Source organism: Brevibacillus sp. IT-7CA2, assembly GCF_949767855.1.
Taxonomy (GTDB): domain Bacteria; phylum Bacillota; class Bacilli; order Brevibacillales; family Brevibacillaceae; genus Brevibacillus.
On record NZ_CATKQT010000002.1, the window covers coordinates 83,810 to 106,426 of the forward strand.

The window sequence follows — 22,617 nt, forward strand, 5'->3', positions numbered from 1 at the left end:
ATGCGTATGATTGTGTTTTAATGTAGTTGAAACGTTCGTGAATTAACCGAAACTCAACCTTTTTGACTGGGAAGGTGACTCCTACGGTGGAAAAACAGGAACAACTCTACGAGGGTAAGGCAAAACGTATTTATCGGACATCTTTGCCTGATCAGTACTGGGTAGAGTACAAAGACGACGCAACAGCATTCAATGGAGAGAAACGGGCGCAAATCACCGGAAAAGGTGAACTGAACAACCGCATTACGGCAATCTTTTTCACCATGCTGAAGGAGCGGGGCATCGACAACCATTTTGTCCGTCTGCTGTCCGCCACAGAGCAAGTTGTTCGCAAAGTGGAGATTATCCCTTTGGAGGTAGTCGTTCGCAATATCGCAGCAGGCTCATTAGCCAAACGTCTTGGCATGGAAGAAGGAACTGTGCTTCCGCAGCCCGTTGTCGAGTTTTACTACAAGGATGATGCACTGGGAGATCCATTGGTGAATGCCTCCCATATCAAAGTGTTGGGGATTGCGAGCGAGAGTGACCAAGCGACATTGGAGCGCATGGGTCTTGCTGTAAACGAGGTCCTCGTGCCTTACCTGCGCGAGCGCAACATTACCTTGGTCGATTTCAAACTGGAATTCGGAAAAACAGCGGACGGGGAGATTCTCCTCGCCGATGAAATATCCCCGGATACATGCCGTTTCTGGGATTCAGTAACGAATGAAAAGCTCGACAAAGACCGCTTCCGCCGCGATTTGGGTAATGTGGAGGAAGCTTACAAAGAAATGCTTACGAGACTAGGAGGAGACGTACATGTTTAAAGCTGTTGTTTATGTAACATTGCGCGAGAGTGTTTTGGATCCGCAAGGACACGCTGTAAAAGGTGCTCTGCACACCTTGGGTTTTGATGAAGTAAACAATGCGCGTATCGGGAAGTACATGGAGCTGGAATTGAACACTTCTGACCGTGCGCAAGCAGAAGAGCGTGTACGTGAAATGTGCGAAAAGCTGTTGGCCAATACGGTGGTAGAAGACTATCGCTTTGATATCGTGGAGGGCTAAGGATATGCGAGTAGCCGTTATCGTCTTTCCAGGCTCGAACGCCGACATTGATTTGTTTAACGCAGTTGAAGACGTAATGGGAGTGCCTGTGGATTACGTATGGCATTCCGATACGGATCTTTCTAAATATGATGCGATTCTCTTGCCAGGCGGATTCTCTTATGGAGATTATCTGCGCTGTGGTGCGGTCGCTCGTTTTTCACCCGTCATGGAGCAAGTGGTGAAGGCAGCAGAAGAAGGCAAGCTGATCATGGGAATCTGTAATGGCTTCCAGATCCTGACCGAAGTCGGACTGTTGCCAGGAGCACTCTTGCGCAACCGTTCACTGAAATTCCGTTGCAAGCTGTCCGAATTGCGTGTGGAAAACAACGATACCTCCTTTACCCGTGATTTCGCGGCAGGGGAAGTCATCCAAATTCCGATCGCGCATGGCGAAGGAAACTACTACTGTGATGAAGAAACGCTGGCGAAACTTAAAGCGAACAATCAGATCGTTTTCCGCTATCATGGCGAGAATCCGAATGGTTCACTGGAAGACATCGCGGGCATTTGCAACGAACGTGGAAACGTACTTGGCATGATGCCTCACCCGGAGCGTGCCGTCCACTCTTGGATGACTTCCGATGACGGACGCCGCATGTTTACCTCGATCCTGAAGACTTGGAGGGAACAGAACAGTGTCACAACTCACGCATAAAGAACCGACAGCCGAACAAATTGCCGATCAAAAACTATACAAAGAAATCGGTCTGACTGACGAAGAATATCAGCGTGTCGTAGAAATTCTCGGCCGCAAGCCGAACTGGACGGAGACTGGTCTGTACAGCGTCATGTGGTCGGAGCACTGCTCCTACAAAAACTCCAAGCCTGTCCTGCGTCGTTTCCCAACAAAAGGACCTCGCGTTTTGCAAGGACCAGGGGAAGGTGCGGGTATTGTCGACATCGGTGACAATCAGGCGGTTGTTTTCAAAATCGAAAGCCATAACCACCCTTCTGCGATCGAGCCGTACCAAGGGGCTGCGACTGGCGTGGGCGGTATCATCCGTGACGTATTCTCGATGGGCGCGCGTCCGATTGCGCTGCTCAACTCGCTTCGATTCGGGGAGCTCAAGTCTCCTCGCGTCAAATATTTGTTCGAAAACGTCGTTGCAGGTATCGCAGGCTACGGGAACTGCATCGGGATTCCGACTGTGGGTGGAGAAGTGAATTTCGACCCTACGTATGAAGGCAATCCGCTTGTCAACGCCATGTGCGTCGGCTTGATCGACCACGAAAAGATTCAAAAAGGGGTAGCGTCCGGTATCGGCAACCCTGTTATCTACGTTGGCTCCAGCACGGGGCGTGACGGTATTCACGGGGCGACCTTTGCATCCGAGGAGCTCACAGAAGAGTCGGAGAAAAAACGCCCGGCAGTACAAGTCGGCGATCCATTCATGGAAAAGCTCCTGCTGGAAGCGTGCCTGGAGCTGATCGACACGGGTATCGTCGTCGGGATTCAGGACATGGGAGCGGCTGGCTTGACGAGCTCCAGCTCCGAGATGGCGTCCAAGGCGGGCAATGGTATCGAAATGAATCTCGACCTGGTGCCACAGCGCGAAGCTGGCATGTCTGCATACGAGATGATGTTGTCTGAATCGCAGGAGCGCATGCTCGTGGTCGTGGAAAAAGGCAAAGAGGCAGAAGCGATTACGATTTTTGACAAATGGGGACTGGCATCCGCTGTCGTGGGCAAAGTAACCGAAGACAGCAAGCTGCGCTTGTTGCACCAAGGTGAAGTAGTAGCCGAAGTGCCGGTAGACAGCTTGGCAGATGATGCGCCTGTTTACCATCGTCCATCTGCGGTGCCAGCTTACTACGAAGCAAACGCGAATGTAGATGTGTTGGCAGCCATCCAAGAACCGAAAGATCTGAATGTTACGCTGAAAAGCTTGCTGGCTCAGCCAACAGTGGCGAATAAAGCGTGGGTATACGAGCAATACGATCACATCGTGCGTGCAAACACAGCTGTAAAGCCTGGTTCTGACGCTGCTGTTGTCATGGTGCGCGGTACTCGCAAGGCACTTGCCATGAGTACAGATTGCAACGGTCGCTATGTGTACCTCGATCCAAAAGTGGGCGGTGCCATTGCCGTTGCAGAATCTGCGCGCAACGTCGTCTGCTCCGGTGCAGAGCCGCTGGCGATTACGGACTGCTTGAACTTCGGAAGTCCGGAAAAGCCTGAGGTGTTCTGGCAATTTGAAAAATCGTGCGAGGGCATGAGCGAAGCGTGCGTAGCACTCGATGCTCCGGTCATCGGCGGAAACGTATCCTTTTACAATGAACGCAGCGGTGACGCGATCTATCCAACCCCAACGGTGGGAATGGTCGGCTTGATCACTGATGTTGACCATATTACGACCCAGGATTTCAAAAACGAAGGCGACGCGATCATCCTGTTGGGCGAGACCTTCGCTGAACTGGGCGGCAGTGAGTATCAAAAGATGGCTACGGGCAGCATTTCCGGACGTCCTCCACAAATCGATCTGACCAAGGAAGCGACAGTACAAAAGGTGGTTCTCACAGCGATTCGCCAAGGTCTGGTGAACTCCGCACACGATCTGTCCGAAGGCGGTCTGGGTGTCGCACTGGCTGAATCTTGCTTCGGCAAAGGTTTCGGTGCGCAGGTGGCTCTTGCGTCCGAGCTGCGTACTGACGTGCTCTTGTTCAGTGAATCTCAATCTCGCATCTTGCTCAGTGCTTCTGAGGAGCAAGCGGCGGCGATTCTCGCATTGGCAGGTGAACATGGCGTATCTGCCCAAACCATCGGTACAGTTGGCGGCGATCGTCTAGTAGTGAACGTGAACGGTACAGAAGCGATCAACGCTTCGACTCAAGAGGTGAAAGCAGCCTGGAAGGATGCGATTCCATGTTTGATCGGGTAATCTGGGACAAATTGAACGAAGAATGCGGCGTCTTTGGCATCTACAACCACAAAGAAGCATCCCAATTGACCTATCTGGGTCTGCATGCCCTTCAACATCGCGGTCAGGAGAGCGCAGGCATCTGCGCCTCCGACGGCGAGAAATGGTATAAGCACCGCGGTATGGGGCTCGTGTCAGAGGCTTTTGGCAAGGGCGATCTGGAGAAGTTCAGCGGTCATATCGCGATTGGTCATACCCGTTATACGACTGCTGGTTCGAGCAAGATTGAAAATGCCCAACCGCTCTTTTTCCGCTATGCACAAGGCAGCATGGCTGTAGCCCACAACGGGAATCTCGTGAATGCCGCTGTGCTCCGTAAAGAGTTGGAAGCAAAGGGCTCCATTTTTCAGACGACCAGCGACACTGAGGTGATCGCACATCTGATCGCCCGCTCTGAATGCAAGGATTTGCCGGGAGCGGTAAAGGACGCCCTGCAATATATCAAGGGAGCCTATGCGCTTCTCGTCATGAACGAGCATCAACTCGTGATCGCCCTTGATCCGAATGGCTTGCGCCCGCTGTCATTGGGCAGACTCGGCGATGCGATAACCGTCGCTTCCGAGACCTGTGCATTCGATATCATTGGCGCGCAGTATTGGCGCGATGTGCAACCGGGTGAGCTGATCGTCATCGACAAGGATGGCATTACCGAGAGCAAGTTTACGGAAACGACACAGCGTTCGATTTGTACGTTTGAATACATTTACTTTGCGAGACCAGACAGTGACATCGACGGAATCAACGTCCACATGGCGCGCAAACGTCTGGGCAAGCAACTGGCATTGGAATCCGCGATTGATGCTGATGTCGTCACAGGTGTACCGGATTCGAGTATCTCTGCTGCTATCGGATTTGCGGAAGCGACAGGAATTCCGTACGAAATCGGCTTGATCAAAAACCGCTATGTCGGTCGTACCTTCATTCAGCCGAGTCAGGAGCTGCGTGAGCGCGCTGTCTATCTCAAGCTGTCTGCGGTTCGCAAGGTCGTAGAAGGCAAGCGTGTAGTCATGATTGACGACTCCATTGTTCGCGGTACGACGAGTAATCGGATCGTCCGCATGCTGCGTGAGGCTGGCGCCAAAGAAGTGCATGTGCGCATCAGCTCACCGCCCGTCATGAATTCCTGCTTTTACGGCATCGACACCTCGTCGCGTGAGGAATTGATTGCCTCAACCAAATCCGTAGAGGAAATTCGTCAAATCATTGAGGCTGATTCTTTGTCATTCTTGTCTATTGAAGGAATGATCGATGCGATTGGCCGCACCGATTCGGCTCCCAATAGAGGACACTGCCTCGCATGCTTTAACGGAGAATATCCGACAGAGATTGAGTTCGAAGAAGCGCTACCTGCGCTCAAATGCTAATACAAGCACCTCTTGCTAGGGGGAGAAACGATGAGTGAAGCATATAAACAAGCTGGCGTAGACATCGATGCGGGCAACGAAGCCGTCGAACGTATGAAAAAGCACGTCAAACGAACATTCCGCCCGGAAGTTATGACTGATTTGGGAGGGTTCGGAGCGCTGTTTCGCCTGGATACCAAAAAATACGAGAAACCAATTCTCGTTTCTGGCACAGATGGGGTAGGAACCAAGCTGAAGCTCGCTTTTGCCATGGACAAACACGATACAATCGGCATCGATGCTGTCGCTATGTGCGTCAATGACGTAGTGGTTCAAGGGGCGGAGCCGCTCTTTTTCCTCGATTATCTGGCAGTAGACAAGGTCATTCCAGAAAAAATCGAAGCGATTGTCAAAGGGATCGCGGAAGGCTGCTCGCAGTCCGGGTGCTCGCTGATTGGCGGGGAGACTGCCGAGATGCCTGGCATGTACGCAGAAGGCGAATACGACATCGCAGGCTTTACCGTAGGTGTCGTGGACGAGGGCAAAATGATTACAGGAGCGTCCGTGGCAGCTGGCGATGTACTGATCGGGCTGGCTTCCAGCGGCGTGCACAGCAACGGTTTCTCGCTCGTTCGCAAGGTTCTTTTGGCAGACAAAGGCATGTCCCTGCATGATCATGTTGATGTATTGGGCAAAAAGCTCGGCGAAGAGCTGCTGACACCGACCCGCATTTACGTGAAGCAAGTGCTATCCGTTCTTGAGTCACATGAAGTGAAAGCTCTGGCTCACATCACAGGTGGCGGCTTTACTGAAAACATTCCACGCGTGCTTCCAGAAGGAATGCAGGCTGTGATCAACGTCGGTTCCTGGCCGGTGCTGCCGATCTTCGAGCTGGTACAAGAAGCTGGTGGCATCTCTTACCCGGATATGTACAAAACGTTCAACATGGGCATTGGCATGATGCTCGTCGTGAAGCCGGAAGACGCAGTGAGTGTTATGGAAAAGCTGCAAGAGCTGGGAGAACAGGCGTATTTGATCGGACATATTCAAGCGGGAGAGCGCAAAGTCGTATACAACGGGGTGGAATGGTGAGAAAGCTGGCCATTTTCGCCTCAGGCAGCGGCTCCAATTTTGAAGCGATCGTGCAGGCTGTACAGGACGGCAGGCTCACAGGTGTAGAAGTTGCCTTGCTCGTGTGCGACAAGCCCGGCGCCAAGGTTTTGGAACGGGCAGAGCGTTTAGGGATCGACGCCTTTGTTTTTCAACCGAAGGAGTATCCAGACAAGGCTGCTTTTGAGCAGGAAATAGTGGCGCAGCTCCAAAAACGCGATATATCGCTGGTTGTGCTGGCAGGCTACATGCGCTTGGTGGGCGACACTCTTTTGTCTTACTACGAAGGAAAAATCATCAATCTGCATCCGTCGCTTTTGCCTGCTTTCCCAGGAAAAGACGCGATTGGTCAAGCAATCGCTTACGGGGTAAAGATAACGGGGGTAACGGTACATCTGGTTGATGCCGGTCTGGATACAGGGCCGATCATTGCCCAGATTCCCGTAGCGGTGCAAGAAGCAGATACGGCTGAGACTTTGGCGGCTCGCATCCATGCTGTGGAGCATGAGCTTTTGGTGAAGGTCATTGGCTATTTAGCAGATGAGAGAGTGAAGCTGGAAGGACGGCTTGTCCAGCTGACATAAATCGAGGGATCAAAAAGAAACCGACAGTCTTTTACGATGTCGGTTTTTTGGTTATTCGTTTTAGAAATACTTCTTTCTCCAAAACAGGAGGGCTGTTACGGACGTAATGGCGGTGGACATGATCATAATGATCGTGAATGCGTGCGGATGATCCTGAAAAGGAAGCGGGACGTTCATCCCGTAAAAGGTGCCGATCACCATTGGTAAGGTGATGACAATGGTAATGGCGGTCAACAGCTTCAATACGCGATTCAGATTGTTGGAGATGACGGAGCCAAAGCCATTCATGATGTTCCCTAAAATGGCGGTATAGATTTCCGTCATTTTGATGGCCTGCTTGGTTTCGATTTTTACTTCTTCCAGCAGTTCCTTATCTTCTTCGTACATTTTTAAATAACTGCCACTCCGAAGCAGGGAGATCAACAGACTGTTCGTTTCCAGGGACGTCGAAAAATAAACGAGGCCCTTCTGCAATTCAAGCAAGGTAAGCAGTTCATTGTTTTTCGTCGATTGTCGCAACGATTTTTCCAGGGTTTCTGTCTGCTTGTTGATTTTTTTCAAGTACTGCAAATAATCATGCGACGTATTCGATAAAATTTGCAGGACGAACCGGTTTCGCATATGCGTGTGAAAGTTTTTCACTTTCCCTTGGACGAACTCATTCATGACAGCCGTTTCTACCAGGCAAACGGTTAAGATATAATCTTCCATCACCATGATTCCCAGCGGAACCGTCGTATAGTTGTCCTTCGTACCTTCCTTCGTGGAGATCGGGATGTCCACGTAGAGCATCACGCGGTTTCCGTCCTTGTCGATCCGTCCGATTTCTTCGTCATCAAGGGCATCTTGCAAAAAATGAAGGTCAATCGACAACTCCCTGACGACTTGTTGCTTTTCTTGCTCAGAAGGATCGGTCAGATGGATCCAGCAGCCTTTTTCAAATTGATGCAGTTCTTCTATTTTTCCCATGGCATTCGTTTTGTAAATGTTCAACATGGTTTTCTCATCCTTTCGCAAATAAGGATCGGAGGGATACGACCATGTTGCGCAAGCATGTCTACATAAAGATACTTACATACACTCGTCCCATAAAAAGGGAGAATGACAAATAAGGTATGGGGAACATGCCGCAGCGCCACAAGGTCGGAAAATTCTCCGTACACAATATTGATTGCCGTTATTCATTCCGCAACTTGGACTACTGTCCATTAAAACGTTCCCCCTTTCTAAAATAAAAACCCTCTAGCGAAATCTAGAGGGTTAGAAAAGTGCACAAAATGACACCACTTTTTCTCCCCCTACCAGAGCTTTGGCACTATACAACGTAAAGGAAACATTCCTTAGCCACCTTAAGAAAAGCCTTAGTTCGGCAGTTCCTGTTCTACCCATTGGCATCTTTCGATATTTCCGGGCAGTGGCCTATGTTTGTATAGGAGCCTCACCTAACGAGGATGAATGATTGACTTTGTCATCGTATTCCTGTCACCAGTATTTGTCAATCACGTTTTCTCGTCCTACATGTATGTTATTCATGTCCTTTCATACGGTGTCGGCTTCTAACTATGACCGACTCACCCTATTTTGCTGCTATTCTTCTTCCGCGAATCATGACAAACCAAATCAACTCTTGTGACATACAGTAAGAGAGGGATATTCCCACAAAGGGAGGGGCCGACTTGAGCGGAGATTTTGTTTCGAACTTGCTCGATAAGCTAAGCCAAAAAACAGGGCGGCAATGGACGCTTAACGATATTATGAAGCTAGCGGAAAAAATGCCGAAGGGCGGAGCCAACGTAGATGCACTGCTCGATGAGCTGGGCAACATGGGATTCGAAGTGCCAGAGGAGACGAAAGAGCGCGTCAGGGATCGTGTAAAGGACGGCGAATCCATCTCCATGGAAGAGTTAGGGAATTTAATGCCCAAAGAAGTAAAGGCGAAGAGCCGCAAGTCGAAGAAGCCGATCAAGCCAATCAGGGCGACTGCCAAAAGCAAATCAGTCTCTCTGTCAGGTCGCATCAAAAAGCTATCAGGCAAAGGCAAGAAAAAACGATAACTTCATCAAAGCAAATGCAGGTGTATGCAGTCGCAAGTGCCGAACAGGCATGGGCGGCTGCGTTTGTTTTCCTGACGAAGTTATTGATAATAGCGTACAATTATTTTATAATAAGTAAGTATTGTTCGTGTTTTGGTCGATAGTTACTCATGTTTTCACTAAAATTCAGGAGGTTCTATCCGTGAGTGTGAAAAAAGCGTTGATCAGCGTTTCTGACAAGACAGGATTGATTCCGTTTGCCCGTCGATTGGTAGCCGCCGGGGTACAGATCATTTCTACCGGAGGTACGGCTTCTCTCTTAAAAGCAGAGGGAGTTCCCGTCATTGGCATTTCTGAAGTGACTGGATTTCCAGAAATTTTGGACGGTCGCGTCAAAACGTTGCATCCCAATATCCACAGCGGCCTCTTGGCTGTAAGGGACAGTGAAGCACATGTGCAGCAACTAAAAGACCTTGGGATTGAAACCATTGATCTGGTTGTCGTGAACCTTTATCCTTTCAAGGAAACGATAGCGAAGCCAGACGTAACATATGAAGATGCCATTGAGAATATTGATATTGGTGGACCAACGATGCTGCGTTCTGCTGCGAAAAATCACGCGTTTGTCAGTGTAGTGGTCGATGCAGCCGATTATGAAAAAGTAGCAGAAGAAATTGAAGCAAATGGCGATACTACGCTAGAAACCCGTCGCAGGCTGGCTGCAAAAGTTTTCCGTCATACAGCTGCCTATGATGCCTTGATCTCTCGCTATTTGAGTGAGCAGGTAGGCGAACTGTTGCCTGAGAGCTATACGGTGACTTACGAGAAAGCACAGGATTTACGCTATGGGGAAAATCCACATCAACGTGCGGCATTTTACCGTGAGCCGTTATCGGATCAGTTGAGCATCGGGAATGCGAGTCAACTGCAAGGAAAAGAGCTTTCCTATAACAACATCAATGACGCAGATGCAGCGTTGGCGATTGTACGTGAATTCGCTGAACCTGCTGTCGTTGCGATCAAACACTCCAACCCTTGTGGAGTAGGGATCGGCACTGATATTCGCGCGGCTTACCAAAAAGCGTACGAAGCAGACCCTGTTTCTATTTTCGGTGGGATCGTGGCAGCAAACCGCCTGATTGACCGTGACACCGCACTCGCGATGAAAGAGATTTTCTTGGAAATTATCATCGCACCAGACTTCACCGAAGAGGCGTTGGCTGTTTTGGCTGAGAAAAAGAACCTGCGTCTCTTGCGTATTCCTGCGCTGAATGAACCAGCCAAAAAAGTGGACAATCTGTTCCGCGTGGCTCCTGTTGCAGGCGGGGCACTCATTCAAGATTTCGACTACAAGCAGCTCGAAGAAAGCGAGATTCAAGTGGTTACAGACCGCAAGCCTTCGGAAGAGGAACTGGCACAGTTGAAATTGGCGTGGAAGGTCGTCAAGCACGTCAAATCGAATGCGATTCTCTTAGCAAAAGACAATATGACTATCGGCGTAGGTGCAGGCCAGATGAATCGCGTTGGCGCAGCGAAAATCGCCATCGAGCAGGCAGGTGCATTGGCAAGTGGCGCGGTAATGGCCTCGGATGCGTTTTTCCCGATGGGCGATACCGTGGAAGCGGCAGCCAAAGCAGGGATTACCGCTATCATCCAGCCAGGCGGCTCCATTCGCGACCAAGATTCGATTGATGCATGCAACCGAGCGGGCATTGCAATGATCTTTACCGGCACTCGTCATTTCAAGCACTAAAAGAGGCTTTTTGGGGAGTAACGTTCGCTTTTTTATACACGTAATAAAGAGTGGATCACCTCACAGGAGGAAATACGATGAAAATATTAGTGATCGGCGGCGGCGGTCGAGAACACACGATTGCCTGGAAGCTGTTGCAGAGCTCTAAAGTGACAAAGGTATACTGTGCGCCAGGAAATGGGGGCACCGCCCAAATCGCACAAAACGTGCCGATTGGTGTTTTCGATTTTGCTGCACAGGCTCAATTCGTCAAAGATGAGGGAATTGATCTGACTGTCGTTGGCCCGGAAGATCCTTTGCTGGCGGGGATTGTGGACTTTTTCCAGGAGCGTAATCTGCCGATCTATGGCCCGAACCAAAAAGCGGCAATGATCGAGGGCAGCAAGTCTTTTGCGAAAAGTTTAATGAAACGCTACGAGATTCCGACGTCTGCCTATGAATCGTTCCTGGATTACGAGTCGGCGAGTGCGTACGTGAGAGAGCAGGGGGCTCCTATCGTTGTCAAAGCGGACGGCTTGGCAGCGGGGAAAGGGGTCGTTGTCGCAGAAACGGTGGAGGAAGCAGAAGAGGCACTCCGTCAGATCATGCAGGAAAGCGTTTTTGGTGAAGCGGGAGCGCGCGTGGTCATTGAGGAGTGCATGTTCGGCGAAGAGCTGTCGCTGCTGTCTTTCGTCGATGGAGAGACGGTTAAGCCGATGATTACTTCTCAGGATCATAAGCGAATTTTCAATGATGACCGTGGCCCTAATACAGGCGGCATGGGAACATACGCCCCGGTACCGCAAATGTCTGCTGAGCTGGTGGACGAGATCGTCAAAACGATTGTCCAGCCGATGGCGTCAGGGATGGCCAAGGATGGCATTCCGTTCAAAGGCATTCTCTACACAGGTCTGATGATTACGGAGCAAGGACCAAAAGTCGTGGAGTTCAATGCGCGTTTTGGTGATCCAGAGACACAAGTGCTCTTGCCGTTGCTCGAAACAGATTTGCTCGATATTTTTGTCGGAACGGTCAATAGTGAGCTCGATGCAGTCGATGTGACATGGCAAAAAGGAAGTGCTGTCTGTGTCGTCATGGCAGCGCCCGGTTATCCGGGAGAATATCCAAAGGGTGCGTTGATTCACGGACTGGGTCAGGCAAACGAGGGAGCTACGGTGTTTCACGCAGGTACGAAGGAAACCGAGGAAGGCATCGTAACGAGCGGTGGCCGTGTGCTTGGCGTCGTGGCAACAGGAACGGATTTGGCGCAAGCGCGTGAGACAGCGTATGCGAAGGTCCAAGGCATCTCGTTTGATGGGGCGCAGTATCGCACGGATATTGCGGCACGAGCGATGAAGTATCAGCAAAAGTTGTAAAGACAAAGGAAACTGTTCCTTAGTGGGAATTTCTACTAGGGAACAGTTTTTTTTGATAGACAGGTTAGTTCACATAGCATCAAATTTTATTAAAACCCCAATTCATTACATAACTTAATTTTCTGAAAAACAAAAACTATATTTACCGAAGATAGAGAATGAAGTATAAATATATATGTAAATATATAGGATATTTACCAATAAAATGATTTAAATGCAGGAGGTGGAAGGTTGAATACTACAAAATGTAGTATCAACTGAATTTATGTTTAAGAATCAAAGATGGATAACAATTTTTATGGTCATCGCATTGTTATTCGGAAATGCTACTAGTATTTTTGCAAAGACGAGCGATGGGAATGATGCCTATATTCAGCGAGGTGAAATTGAGCAATATATAGACATATTGTCAGAAGAGGGTACAGAAGCTTCCATAGAATTAAGCGATAAACTAAAAGAATATTTGGGAGATAACGAAGATTACGAAGGTTACTTGTTTGAAGAGATTGCTTCAATTGTTGAAGAGTATGCAGATACAACGCAGTCTGAGAACAACGATAATAATATGATAGATATAGATCAAGAAGATTTACAGAGGGATTTTAAGCGTATAGATGCGCTTGCTAAAGAATATTATGATTACTATCAGATCCACAATGAATTCCCAGAAGAGGTGGAGATCAGAAGTATAACGACGAGCCACGCTCTAACAGTATTAGAAGAGATTGGGATTAAAATAACCGAGAAACAGTTACTTAAACGCTTAGCAGCATTGGGAGTTATAGCTGCGATTGATGGCCCAATACCTGTTGGGGATTTTATAGCTCTTGTTACAGGAGCGGTAATAACAGGTGAATTTGTAGGTGATTATGTTGCAAACCAAGGAGCCCTTGCTAAGGAAATAGGCGAATACTTTGGTAGATCTTTTATCAAATTTGTGACTAAAAGTGTTACAATGAGTGAAGAAGTTGCATATCAAATAAAAAAGAAAAAAGAAAAACATTTTAAGGCTTATTTAAACTCCGATGGTGGAATAATAGTTTCTGAACCTCTAACTCTCAGTCAGGCTCAATTAGAAGCAAGAAGGGGAAGGGAAACCTTCAGTGTTAACAAAAATTATGCAGAAAAAGTTGTAACGCAGGAGAACTATAGATTTGAATACGAAGACCCCCATTATTTTGATCGGTATGGTAGACTGATGATAGCAAATCTTCCTCATTTCCATTTAACAAAGAAGGTTAATGGAAAGTGGGAAAGATTAGAGGGACATCATTTCTTCCCTTGGTAAAAATAGAAGTTAACGGATTCGGCGTAACACTATTTTCTGTTACGCCATTTTTATATAATTGCTGAAAAATGAGGAGATCCCGTGCGACTAAAGGTTGTTGACGTTGAAGCATTTTTTATAGTTGGTATTGAAGTAGATTGTTACTATGATCGGGACGAATTCATACAAGCGCCGGATTCAAGATTGTGTGAAATTAAAAATGTTGTCGACAGTCATTTATATTATGAAGTTTGGAATTCGATTACGGAAAAGAAAATGATAGGTAAACGAGTAAGTATCATCACTCATGTTCCTGACGGGTGTGTCGTGGTTACGATTCCCTCTGGTCCCTATGCAATGCTCCATAAGAGCCAAACCAATGATGAACATCATCTGTTTGCAATGACGAATTATGAGGATATCGAAAAGGTTGAATTTAGAACTCTCATGCTAACAGACGAGTCTGCAAATGTTGTGCACATGTATCGTCCAGTTGAGTATAGAGAAGATGTTTTGAACATTCGTAACATACCGATCCTTTCTAAAGAAGTGTCAATCCAGTTTAGAGAGCAGTACATTCATACATTTTTTAGAGTCAAGGGTGATTGTGTAAGGGAGTTTTTTTACAAACGGTACGTAAAATTAGATAAAGGCTATTTATGGGGATTTATGCAAGGAGAAAGAGCTAAAGGGTTAACAGCTTCTGAAGCAAAGGATTATCTTCATGACAAAGAAGAAGTATTATTTTTCTGGGATTCTGTTAGTTCGTTTGGAAGAGATTTCACCCGAAATAAAGTATTCAAGCTGGATTCCAAGCAATTATTAGAATCATATAGCCGGTTTACTTTTGATCTGTATATCTTTGACTCTACGTTGTCCTGGACGATTATTTTTCATCATGAGCCGGATGCAGAAGGCTACGAATGTTGTCTGATTACTAGTCCATAGGTGTTATGAAGTAGCTGTTCCCTATGAAGAGAATTGTCCATAGGGAACAGCTTTATATTAGAAAAATAAGGTCGATATATCTTTGGTAACAGTACTAGATTCTTCCTCAGTTCACTACGTGATATCGCAAACGCGAAGTCGTGAGCTTCTGCTACATACCCACGTTTTCACTCGCGATGGCCGCTTTTTTCGACTTAGCCGCAGCCACCTGCGAAAGGAAATAAACGATAAGGAACAGCAACAAGCAAGCCGCCGACCAGCGGTACATGACAGAGTAGCTCGAATGTGTCGCGATGACGCCGAGGAGCACAGAGCCGACCGCGATACCCAGATCGATGGAATTAAAGAACAGTCCGTTCGCCATGCCGCGTTGCTCAGGTGTGACGACCTTCACCATCCACGCCTGGATAGATGGCTGAATCATGCCGTAGCCAAGCCCGTAGAAGGCAGCAGAGACGAGAAGCAGGGACTCTGTTGTTGTCAGGGACAGGAGCAAGAGGCTGACCCCGACGAAAATCGCACCGGGAGGCAGGACGGCAATGTGACCTTTGCGATCATACAGCTTGCCGGAAAACGGACGAATCAACACCATCGCCAGTGCATTCGTAAGGAAAAACCAGCCGACATTCTCAATGTGGGCTTCTTTTCCGTACAAAGCCAAAAAGCTGAGAATCCCGCCATACGTAATAGACAAACAAAAATTCAGTCCAGCTGGAAGCAGCAGCTTTTTATCATAAAAACGGCGAATGCCTGTGACAGTTTGTACGTTCCCGGACGACACAGGGAGCTGATTGTAGGCGCGGATAAAATGCATCAACGGAAAAATAATGGCAACTAACAACACGAGAACCATGAGCATCGATCCGAATCCAAACCAATTCAACAGGCCAAGTCCAATCAATGGGCCGAGTGCCATTGCCAAGCTGGTCGATAAGCCGAAATACCCCATGCCTTCGCCGATCCGTTTGGTAGGAATCACATTGGAGACAATCGTCGGAAAGGTCGTGCTACCCATCCCAAAACCGATGCCGACCAAGATTCGCAACAGAAGAAAGAAAACAAGGCTTCCCGCCCAGTAATAGCCTGCGCTAAAAATCGCGACGAATCCAAGTGCTACGATCGCCAAGAGCTTACTACTTTTCGTTTTCAATGCTTCCCCGGTAAACACCCTTGCGATCACTGCTGCAAGTGAAAACAAGCTAATGACCAGGCTGACGACAAAATCATTGGCCTGATACGTTTCCTTCACATAGGCAGGAAAGGTAGGGGTCTGCATTTGAACAGTGAGAAATAACAACAAATTGCATACAGTTAACAGGACAAAATCTCTCGTCCACAGTCTCTCTCTACTCTCTCCCAATGCTGTCACTCCTAGTCTGTCGTTTTTCTATTGATGTTCTCGTTAATCTCCAGCAAGATTTCTCGTAAGAAGGCCAGCTTTTCAGGAGAGATCCCTTCCAATATGTCTGCAACGGCATGAGCCTCTACAGGAATCGCCTGCTCAATCCATTCCCGTCCTTTCGGGGAAAGGGTAATGATGTAGGCGCGGCGGTCTTGTTCGCTCAATGTCTTTTCGATAAAGCCTTTTTTGGCGAGTGTGTCTAAAATGCGTGTCATGGAAGGCTGATCCTTGGCCGAGCGCTGGGCCAGCTCTTTTTGATTGATGCCCTCTTCTTCTCGTAGTCGATAAAGGACGGCAAACTGCTCCGTGGTCAAATCAAACTCCTTTAAAAAAAGGGAAACATAATGAATCATTCTCCGGTATGTATTTCCAATAAGAAATCCAACCGGTTCTTTTTGCCAATGATCGATCAGGGGAATGACCCTCTTTCGTTCAAAAATACTTGCAATGACAATTATATGTATAACAAGTAATTATGTAAATGGAAAACGCTGCAACTCTTTGAAATAATCCATGGTGAACTCTCGGAAGCGCTGCGCTGCTTGGGATAAATAATGCTTTCGTGACCACGCGATGCCTCTGGTAATCTGACATTCTGGATCAGTAATCCTTATTTTATTGGGTATAAGATGGGATCTCATCTTCCAACTCATAGCAGGTACGAAGCATATCCCGATTCCTTGTCTGATCAAGGATACGATGGCATCAGGCTCATCTACTTCAAAAATCACTTTCGGGGTAAAGCCTGCCCGCAAACAATGTTCATCCATGAAACCGCGTAACCAAAAGCCTTGGCGCACACTCAAAAAATGCTCATCTTTCAGTATTTTTAACGGAACAGTCTCGTGGCCTACCAAATGGTGATTCTCTGGGACCACCACATAAATTTCCTCGGTGATGAGTGGTTGCCATTCTAAATCAGGACTTTCGAATATTCCTGCGGTGATGCTTAAATCAATCTCTCCGTTTTCAAGCATCTTTTTGACAACAGGTGTTGGTTCAAACACTTGACGAAACTGAACGTCTGGATATTGTCGCAAAAACTTGCCCAGTAGATCAGGGATGACGCCTGTTATGGAAACAGCCATGGAAATACTTCCTTTATTAAGCCCGGCCATATCCCGCACGATGCTTTCCCCATGTTCCAGAACCTGGAAGATTTGCTCTACATGCTCCGCATATACCTTTCCGAACTGATTCAAACGAATTTTGCGACCGTGGCGGTCAAACATCGGTACGCCTACACGTTCTTCCAAACGTGCAATCATAATGCTCAAAGAAGGCTGACTGATATTCAGTACCTCAGCAGCCTTTGTCATATGTTCCAATCGAGCTACAGTCAAAAAATATTTCATCTGAAGCAGGTCCATTGCCTATTTCCCTTTCTATATAGACGTTTATCTATCATTTAGATAATTATAATATATTATTCATTATGAAAATAACTTCCTATAATGGAGGCGAACGAATACTCAGTCGATGGGAGTTGTATATAGCATGAGAGCTGCAGTCCTTGAAGCTTTTAATCAACCTTTGGTTGTAAAACAAGTCGCAGACCCTGAATTGACCCCAGACGGTGTTATCTTGAAATTGGTGGCGTCCGGCGTATGCCGTAGCGACTTGCACGCGATTCACGGAAAGATGTGCATGGTTCAGAACTTTCCGCATATTCTCGGACATGAAATGAGCGGTGTTGTGGAACAAGTCGGAAGCAACATCCGTAATTTCAAAAAAGGCGACCGCGTTATCGTGCCTTTCACCCAAGGCGATGGCGTATGCCCGCACTGCTTGTCCGGTCACAATAACGTTTGCGATAACAGCCAAATGGTCGGCATGCATTTCAACGGAGGATATGCGGAATATATCCACATTCCAAACGCGGATCTGAACCTTCTCCACCTGCCAGAGAACGTCGATTTCCTGAGTGCGGCTGCCATGGGTTGCCGATTCATGACGGCTTTCCATGGTACAGTTGCCCAAGGAAACGTTCGCCCAGGGGAATGGGTCGCTGTTTATGGCACCGGAGGCGTAGGGCTATCTGCTATCCAAATTGCAGCGGCAGCAGGCGCTAACGTCATCGCGGTCGACATTGCCGACGATAAGCTCGCATTCGCCAAAGAAATGGGAGCGGTTGCAACCGTTAATAGCAAAGAAGAAAATGCGCCTCAAGCTATCAAGGAATTAACGAAGGGCGGCGCACATCTCTCCATTGATGCCCTTGGTATCCAGGAAACATGCCTCAATTCGATTATGAGCCTGCGCAAACGCGGACGTCATGTACAAATCGGTTTGAGCTCCAATCCAAACGGCGGTATGACACCGATTCCGGTTAATCTCGTGCTCGGACACGAACTGCAACTGATTGGTTCTGCTGGCATGCCGATCCCGGAGTTTCCGGCTATGCTCAACATGGTCAGCCAAGGCAAGGTCGCACCAGGGAAATTGATCACGAAACATATCGCTCTGGACGACATCAATGCTGCATTCGATGAAATGGTTTCTTATGGCGGTGTAGGGGTAACTGTCATTACAAAATTCTAAGGGGGTCACCAAGAGATGGCAGATAAATTCTCACTGCAATATATCAACGGGGTTTGGCGCGAAGGCTCGAGTGATCAAGTATATGAAAATGTAAACCCTTACAATGGTGAAGTGGTATCTCGTATGAAGCTGGCGAATCGAAACGACATTGATGAAGCATACCAAGCAGCGAAGCAAGCACAGAAAAAATGGGCACAGGCTTCGGCTGACGAGAAGAAGCAAGTGCTGCGACGCGCAGCTCAGCTCATGCAGGAAAGAAAAGACGAATATATTGGAATCATGGTGAAGGAGACAGGCAGTTCCTTCGTGAAAGCTATGGCTGAATTCATGAGCTCGGTTGGCATGATCATGGCAGCCATCGAGTATGTGGACCGCATGTATGAGCCACAAATTTTCCCAGGTATGATCCCTGGCAAGGAAAATCATGTCTACCGTCACCCGGCAGGTGTGATTGGGGTTATTACACCGTTCAATTTCCCGCTCATTTCTGCAATGCGCGTCGTCGCACCAGCGATTGCCGTGGGTGATGCGCTCGTGCTCAAGCCGGATTCTGGCACGTACATGTCGGGCGGTCCCTTTATTGCCGATATTTTTGAGCAAGCAGGGCTTCCAATAGGTGTTCTGAATGTCGTCGGCTATGATATCACAGAGGTGGGAGATTACTTGATCGAACACCCGGTTCCTCGAATCATCTCATTTACCGGATCTACGGCTGTCGGTCGTCATATCGGCGCATTGTGCGGACAACATCTAAAGCGCGTTTCTCTTGAACTTGGCGGTAACAATCCGTTCGTTGTACTGGAAGATGCTGATCTGGATGCTGCGATTGATGCTGCCGTATTCGGAAAGTTTTTCAATGTTGGACAAGTGTGTGTTTGCACAAATCGTATGTTCGTTCACCGCAAGCATTACGAAGAGTTTGTCCGCCGTTTCGCGGAACGCGCAGAGCAACTGCCATATGGCGATCCAATTGATCCAAGGGTGATCATCGGTCCACTGATTAACGAACGTCAAATGCAGAAGGTCATCGGTATTGCGGAGGATGCAAAGCAAGACGGCGCACGCGTTGTACTGGAAGGTCAGCGTATCGGCAATATTTTGACACCGTTTGTCTTCGCAGATGTGAAACAGGATTCACGACTGGCTCAAACCGAAATTTTTGGACCGATTGCCACCATTATTCCGTTTGAATCGGATGAAGAAGTGCTGGAGTGGGCGAATAACACGGAGTATGGCTTGTCTGGCGCTGTATTTACGCAAGATTTGGAGAAAGGCATTGCATTTGCACGTGCTGTCGAAAGTGGAATGACACATGTCAATGACGCGACTGCCAACATGGATATGAACGCTCCGTTTGGTGGCGAGAAAAGCTCAGGGATTGGTCACTACGGCGGCGATCTCGGCTTCGAAGAATTCACGACAGTGAAATGGGTATCTGTCAGGGCAGAACCGCGCAAATTCCCTTTCTAATCAGCTTTGTGGAAAGCCCGTTACATTTTCAGCGAATGTAACGGGCTTCTCGTCTTCCTGTTTATTCTTGGCTATTGGCGATATCTTCCTTTTCTTCTCGAGGTCCGAAAGAAGTAATATCCCATCACGCCGATGACGCCAATGATCGTGGCAATAACAAAGAAGTTATGGGACATCCATTCATACATCTGGGAGCCGACAAGCATATGCAGTGCCTCCTCTCCTTACGTGTACGTGGGGTATCGATTGCTGCTGCTGTTATTATCTTGGGAGCGAAAAGAAATGATCTCCCTTGCGGCCTTTTCGAGAAGTTGATCCTCGGGGGTAAGCTTCGCATTTTGCTGATTGTTGATTGGTTGTTTCACCTGGTTCGCTGATAATTGTGGGCTTGCAGAATACTGTATGTTTGCCTTATTCGTTGTCGCTGATGTGTTGCTCGCATCATCTTGGCTGTTGTTCGAGTCTTTGATGGGCGCAATATTCATGGAGCGCGTGAACTGATTGACTGCCATCTGCACGCCTTTTTTCTTGAGCTGATCCATCATGCCCTGCATGCCATTCCCTTTTGTCGTATTGATGCCCATCGCAGCGTACATCGGACAAAAGCGCGTAGCTCCTTCCGCTACTTTCATTGCTGAAAAAGCCATGAGCAGCCATGGTGCATTGTATGGGCGGCGGTTCATTCTTCCGATGCCGTATGCCAAGCCTAACAGACCGCCAGTCATGCGAATCATCGCGTCAGTTCTACCTACGTTTTTATGCATGAGAATTGTCCTCCTGTCGCAATTACTTCTATTCGATAGTCTGCGATGAAGGTCGACAAGACACCCGTGGGAATTGTTACTACCATTACCAAGCTTGCAGGGGAATGAATGATGGGCAGCGAAGCTGTAGAGAGCGATGAACGGTCGTTCATTTTGAAAAAACATCGGGAGACCAGCAAGGAGAGAAGAAATGATGCGCGTACGAGCCATATTAGATCGTGATTACTTGAACATGATTCGCGTGAGCAGACGTCAGGCACCGGCAAGCCTTTGGATAAAAGGCGCAAGCGTTCTGAATGTGTATACAAAAGAATGGCAAGAGCATCACGTCGTAGTGGCAGGAGAACGTATTGCTTATGTAGGCGAAAAAGAGCCGTTGGTCGATGATCAGACCGTGATCATGGAGGCGGCTGGGCAATATCTCGTGCCGGGTTACATCGAGCCACACGCGCATCCGTTTCAATGGTACAACCCTTACACGTTGGCTGACTTTGCTCTACAAACGGGAACGACTGGAATGGTCTCGGACTCACTGATGCTCATGCATCTTCCTTTTTCGCAAAGGGCAGCGATCATGGATTCTCTGGCAGCACATCCGGTGAAGCAATTTTTCTGGGGCAGACTCGATCCGCAGACAGGGAAAGCTCATCCTGCGTTCACCAAGGAAAGCTTGGCGCGAATGCTGGAGCATCCACGCGTGATCCAGGGTGGGGAGTTGACGAATTGGGGCGGTGTTTTACAAGAGGATGAGACGCTGCTATTTGGTTTGAAGCATACGCGGGACTTGGGAAAAAGGATGGAGGGGCATCATCCGGGAGCTTCTTACGAGACCTTGAACATTGCCGCAGCAGCCGGCGTAACTGCTTGTCATGAGGCCATCCATGCAGAAGACTTGCTGTCGCGCATCCGTTTAGGTATGTATGCGACACTGCGCCATTCCTCCATTCGCCCTGATCTGCCGGAGCTGGTGAAAGGGTGGCTTGCACTGGGGGTGCCGTGGTCATCACGGATGATGCTGACATCAGATGGAAGTACGCCGCCAATGCATCGTGACGGGTTCATGAATAGTACGATCCGCGTGGCCATCGAAGCGGGAATGCCACCAGAGGAAGCGTATGTCATGGCGACGCTGAACCCGGCTGTCTATTATGGGCTGGACGCGGAGATCGGAGGAATTGCGCCGGGCCGAATCGCGGATATGCTGTTGTTGCCTGCAATAGATCAGCCGACACCCTCCATCGTGATTGCAAATGGACAACGGGTGGCAGAAAAGGGAACCCTGCTCGTCCCAACCGTTCAGCCACAATGGGACGAAGCTTCGGTACGTTTGGCAGATCCATTGAAAAAGCAGGCACATCCTGATTGGTTCCGCTTACGACCAGATGAAGATGGAAAGACCCCTGTGTTACAGATGCTGAATGCCGTTATCACCCGTTTGTCGCTAGAGGACATGCCCGTTGATCAGGATGGCTATGTATCTTTGCACCACGATCCCCAGTTAGCGCTGATCGCCACCATCGATGCGACTGGCGGCAAGCGAACATTGGCAGTGCTTCGTGGCTTCGGTGAGCAGCTTGAAGGGCTGGCTAGCACCTATTCCGCGTCTGGCGATTGGATCGTAATCGGACGTAATCCCCAAGCGATGGCACAAGCACTGGAGCGTATTCGGGAAATAAAAGGCGGAGTCGTCCTGATCGATGAAGGAAAAATTATTTGCGAATGCCCATTGCCTCTTGCTGGAAAATTCACGTCTGCGCCGATGGAGGAAGTGATCAGCATGGGTGAAAATTTGGTAAATCAACTCCGTTCCAAAGGCCATGTCCATCTCGATCCGATTTATTCGATTTTGTTTTTTACCGCTACCCACTTGCCGTATGCGCGTCTTACAGCAAATGGCATTGTGGACATTAAGAGTGGGCAAATTGTCGTTCCGGCACTCCCTCTACCTTGAGGGGGTGTTTATTTTTGTTTGTAAATAAATGATATATGAATATAAAATATATTTTACTTCTTGTAAATTATCAGATTTATTTTAAAATA

General features: G+C 48.3%; 21 protein-coding genes and 1 riboswitch. Of the genes, 15 read left to right on the forward strand and 6 right to left on the reverse strand.

The genetic code is table 11. The features are described 5' to 3' along the window. Positions 1 to 86: 86 nt before the first annotated feature. From purC to purN, 7 genes are read left to right on the forward strand one after another with little or no spacing between them, the layout of a single operon-like run. Positions 87 to 806 carry a phosphoribosylaminoimidazolesuccinocarboxamide synthase gene (purC, locus tag ACM6JA_RS01375; RefSeq protein WP_012684340.1) on the forward strand — a complete coding sequence of 240 codons (720 nt, stop codon included), beginning with the start codon at positions 87 to 89 and terminating at the stop codon, positions 804 to 806. After that, the gene (gene purS / locus ACM6JA_RS01380; protein WP_007717324.1) at positions 799 to 1,047 is read left to right on the forward strand and encodes a phosphoribosylformylglycinamidine synthase subunit PurS; all 249 of its coding nucleotides are present in this window, start codon (positions 799 to 801) and stop codon (positions 1,045 to 1,047) included. The genes purC and purS overlap by 8 nt, the downstream gene beginning before the upstream one ends. 4 nt (positions 1,048 to 1,051) lie before the next feature. After that, entirely contained in the window at positions 1,052 to 1,744 is a 693-nt protein-coding gene (gene purQ, locus ACM6JA_RS01385; protein ID WP_414850840.1) for a phosphoribosylformylglycinamidine synthase subunit PurQ, read from the forward strand. Next, a complete protein-coding gene (purL, locus tag ACM6JA_RS01390) occupies positions 1,725 to 3,968 on the forward strand; it encodes a phosphoribosylformylglycinamidine synthase subunit PurL (RefSeq protein ID WP_414850841.1) in 2,244 nt (747 codons plus the stop codon). Before purQ ends, purL begins: the two co-directional genes overlap by 20 nt. Next, on the forward strand, positions 3,953 to 5,371 hold the full coding sequence (gene purF, locus ACM6JA_RS01395) for an amidophosphoribosyltransferase (RefSeq protein ID WP_414850842.1): 1,419 nt from the start codon (positions 3,953 to 3,955) through the stop codon (positions 5,369 to 5,371). Before purL ends, purF begins: the two co-directional genes overlap by 16 nt. Before the next feature lie 30 nt (positions 5,372 to 5,401). Further along, entirely contained in the window at positions 5,402 to 6,442 is a 1,041-nt protein-coding gene (gene purM, locus ACM6JA_RS01400) for a phosphoribosylformylglycinamidine cyclo-ligase (RefSeq protein ID WP_414850843.1), read from the forward strand. Beyond that, entirely contained in the window at positions 6,436 to 7,044 is a 609-nt protein-coding gene (gene purN / locus ACM6JA_RS01405) for a phosphoribosylglycinamide formyltransferase (protein ID WP_414850844.1), read from the forward strand. Before purM ends, purN begins: the two co-directional genes overlap by 7 nt. A 60-nt stretch (positions 7,045 to 7,104) precedes the next feature. On the opposite strand, the gene ACM6JA_RS01410 is transcribed toward purN, so the two are convergent. Beyond that, a complete protein-coding gene (locus ACM6JA_RS01410; protein WP_414850845.1) occupies positions 7,105 to 8,040 on the reverse strand; it encodes a magnesium transporter CorA family protein in 936 nt (311 codons plus the stop codon). Positions 8,041 to 8,332: 292 nt separating this feature from the next. Further along, positions 8,333 to 8,501: riboswitch (M-box (ykoK) riboswitch) on the reverse strand. Between the two features lie 219 nt (positions 8,502 to 8,720). Between ACM6JA_RS01410 and ACM6JA_RS01415 the strand changes: the two genes are divergently transcribed. The 5 genes from ACM6JA_RS01415 to ACM6JA_RS01435 all read left to right on the forward strand — a co-directional run bounded on the left by ACM6JA_RS01415 (position 8,721) and on the right by ACM6JA_RS01435 (position 14,400). Next, positions 8,721 to 9,098, forward strand: coding sequence for a hypothetical protein (locus tag ACM6JA_RS01415; RefSeq protein WP_414850846.1), 378 nt, complete (start codon positions 8,721 to 8,723; stop codon positions 9,096 to 9,098). Between the two features lie 181 nt (positions 9,099 to 9,279). Further along, positions 9,280 to 10,830 carry a bifunctional phosphoribosylaminoimidazolecarboxamide formyltransferase/IMP cyclohydrolase gene (gene purH / locus ACM6JA_RS01420; protein WP_414850847.1) on the forward strand — a complete coding sequence of 517 codons (1,551 nt, stop codon included), beginning with the start codon at positions 9,280 to 9,282 and terminating at the stop codon, positions 10,828 to 10,830. Positions 10,831 to 10,907: 77 nt separating this feature from the next. Beyond that, the gene (purD, locus tag ACM6JA_RS01425; protein WP_414850848.1) at positions 10,908 to 12,185 is read left to right on the forward strand and encodes a phosphoribosylamine--glycine ligase; all 1,278 of its coding nucleotides are present in this window, start codon (positions 10,908 to 10,910) and stop codon (positions 12,183 to 12,185) included. A gap of 265 nt (positions 12,186 to 12,450) precedes the next feature. Further along, positions 12,451 to 13,473 carry a hypothetical protein gene (locus tag ACM6JA_RS01430; RefSeq protein WP_414850849.1) on the forward strand — a complete coding sequence of 341 codons (1,023 nt, stop codon included), beginning with the start codon at positions 12,451 to 12,453 and terminating at the stop codon, positions 13,471 to 13,473. Positions 13,474 to 13,554: 81 nt separating this feature from the next. Then, the gene (locus ACM6JA_RS01435; RefSeq protein WP_414850850.1) at positions 13,555 to 14,400 is read left to right on the forward strand and encodes a hypothetical protein; all 846 of its coding nucleotides are present in this window, start codon (positions 13,555 to 13,557) and stop codon (positions 14,398 to 14,400) included. Between the two features lie 151 nt (positions 14,401 to 14,551). Here the strand turns inward: ACM6JA_RS01435 and ACM6JA_RS01440 are convergent, their stop codons facing one another. The 3 genes from ACM6JA_RS01440 to ACM6JA_RS01450 form a co-directional block, all read right to left on the reverse strand. Continuing rightward, entirely contained in the window at positions 14,552 to 15,760 is a 1,209-nt protein-coding gene (locus ACM6JA_RS01440) for an MFS transporter (RefSeq protein ID WP_414850851.1), read from the reverse strand. Positions 15,761 to 15,771: 11 nt separating this feature from the next. Beyond that, entirely contained in the window at positions 15,772 to 16,155 is a 384-nt protein-coding gene (locus tag ACM6JA_RS01445; protein ID WP_017249722.1) for a MarR family winged helix-turn-helix transcriptional regulator, read from the reverse strand. 120 nt (positions 16,156 to 16,275) lie between these two features. Then, positions 16,276 to 17,172 carry a LysR family transcriptional regulator gene (locus ACM6JA_RS01450; RefSeq protein ID WP_414850852.1) on the reverse strand — a complete coding sequence of 299 codons (897 nt, stop codon included), beginning with the start codon at positions 17,170 to 17,172 and terminating at the stop codon, positions 16,276 to 16,278. A gap of 127 nt (positions 17,173 to 17,299) precedes the next feature. Here ACM6JA_RS01450 and ACM6JA_RS01455 point away from each other — a divergent pair, with 127 nt between their 5' ends. After that, complete coding sequence (locus ACM6JA_RS01455; RefSeq protein WP_414850853.1) at positions 17,300 to 18,343, forward strand: zinc-binding dehydrogenase; 1,044 nt, start codon at positions 17,300 to 17,302, stop codon at positions 18,341 to 18,343. 15 nt (positions 18,344 to 18,358) lie between these two features. Then, positions 18,359 to 19,813, forward strand: coding sequence for an aldehyde dehydrogenase family protein (locus ACM6JA_RS01460; RefSeq protein ID WP_414850854.1), 1,455 nt, complete (start codon positions 18,359 to 18,361; stop codon positions 19,811 to 19,813). A gap of 71 nt (positions 19,814 to 19,884) precedes the next feature. Here the strand turns inward: ACM6JA_RS01460 and ACM6JA_RS01465 are convergent, their stop codons facing one another. Beyond that, complete coding sequence (locus ACM6JA_RS01465) at positions 19,885 to 20,019, reverse strand: EYxxD motif small membrane protein (RefSeq protein ID WP_007717348.1); 135 nt, start codon at positions 20,017 to 20,019, stop codon at positions 19,885 to 19,887. An 18-nt stretch (positions 20,020 to 20,037) separates the two neighbouring features. Then, the gene (locus ACM6JA_RS01470) at positions 20,038 to 20,577 is read right to left on the reverse strand and encodes a DUF2892 domain-containing protein (RefSeq protein WP_414850855.1); all 540 of its coding nucleotides are present in this window, start codon (positions 20,575 to 20,577) and stop codon (positions 20,038 to 20,040) included. Positions 20,578 to 20,770: 193 nt separating this feature from the next. Between ACM6JA_RS01470 and ACM6JA_RS01475 the strand changes: the two genes are divergently transcribed. Continuing rightward, entirely contained in the window at positions 20,771 to 22,528 is a 1,758-nt protein-coding gene (locus tag ACM6JA_RS01475; RefSeq protein ID WP_414850920.1) for an adenine deaminase C-terminal domain-containing protein, read from the forward strand. The last annotated feature ends 89 nt before the right edge of the window (positions 22,529 to 22,617 follow it).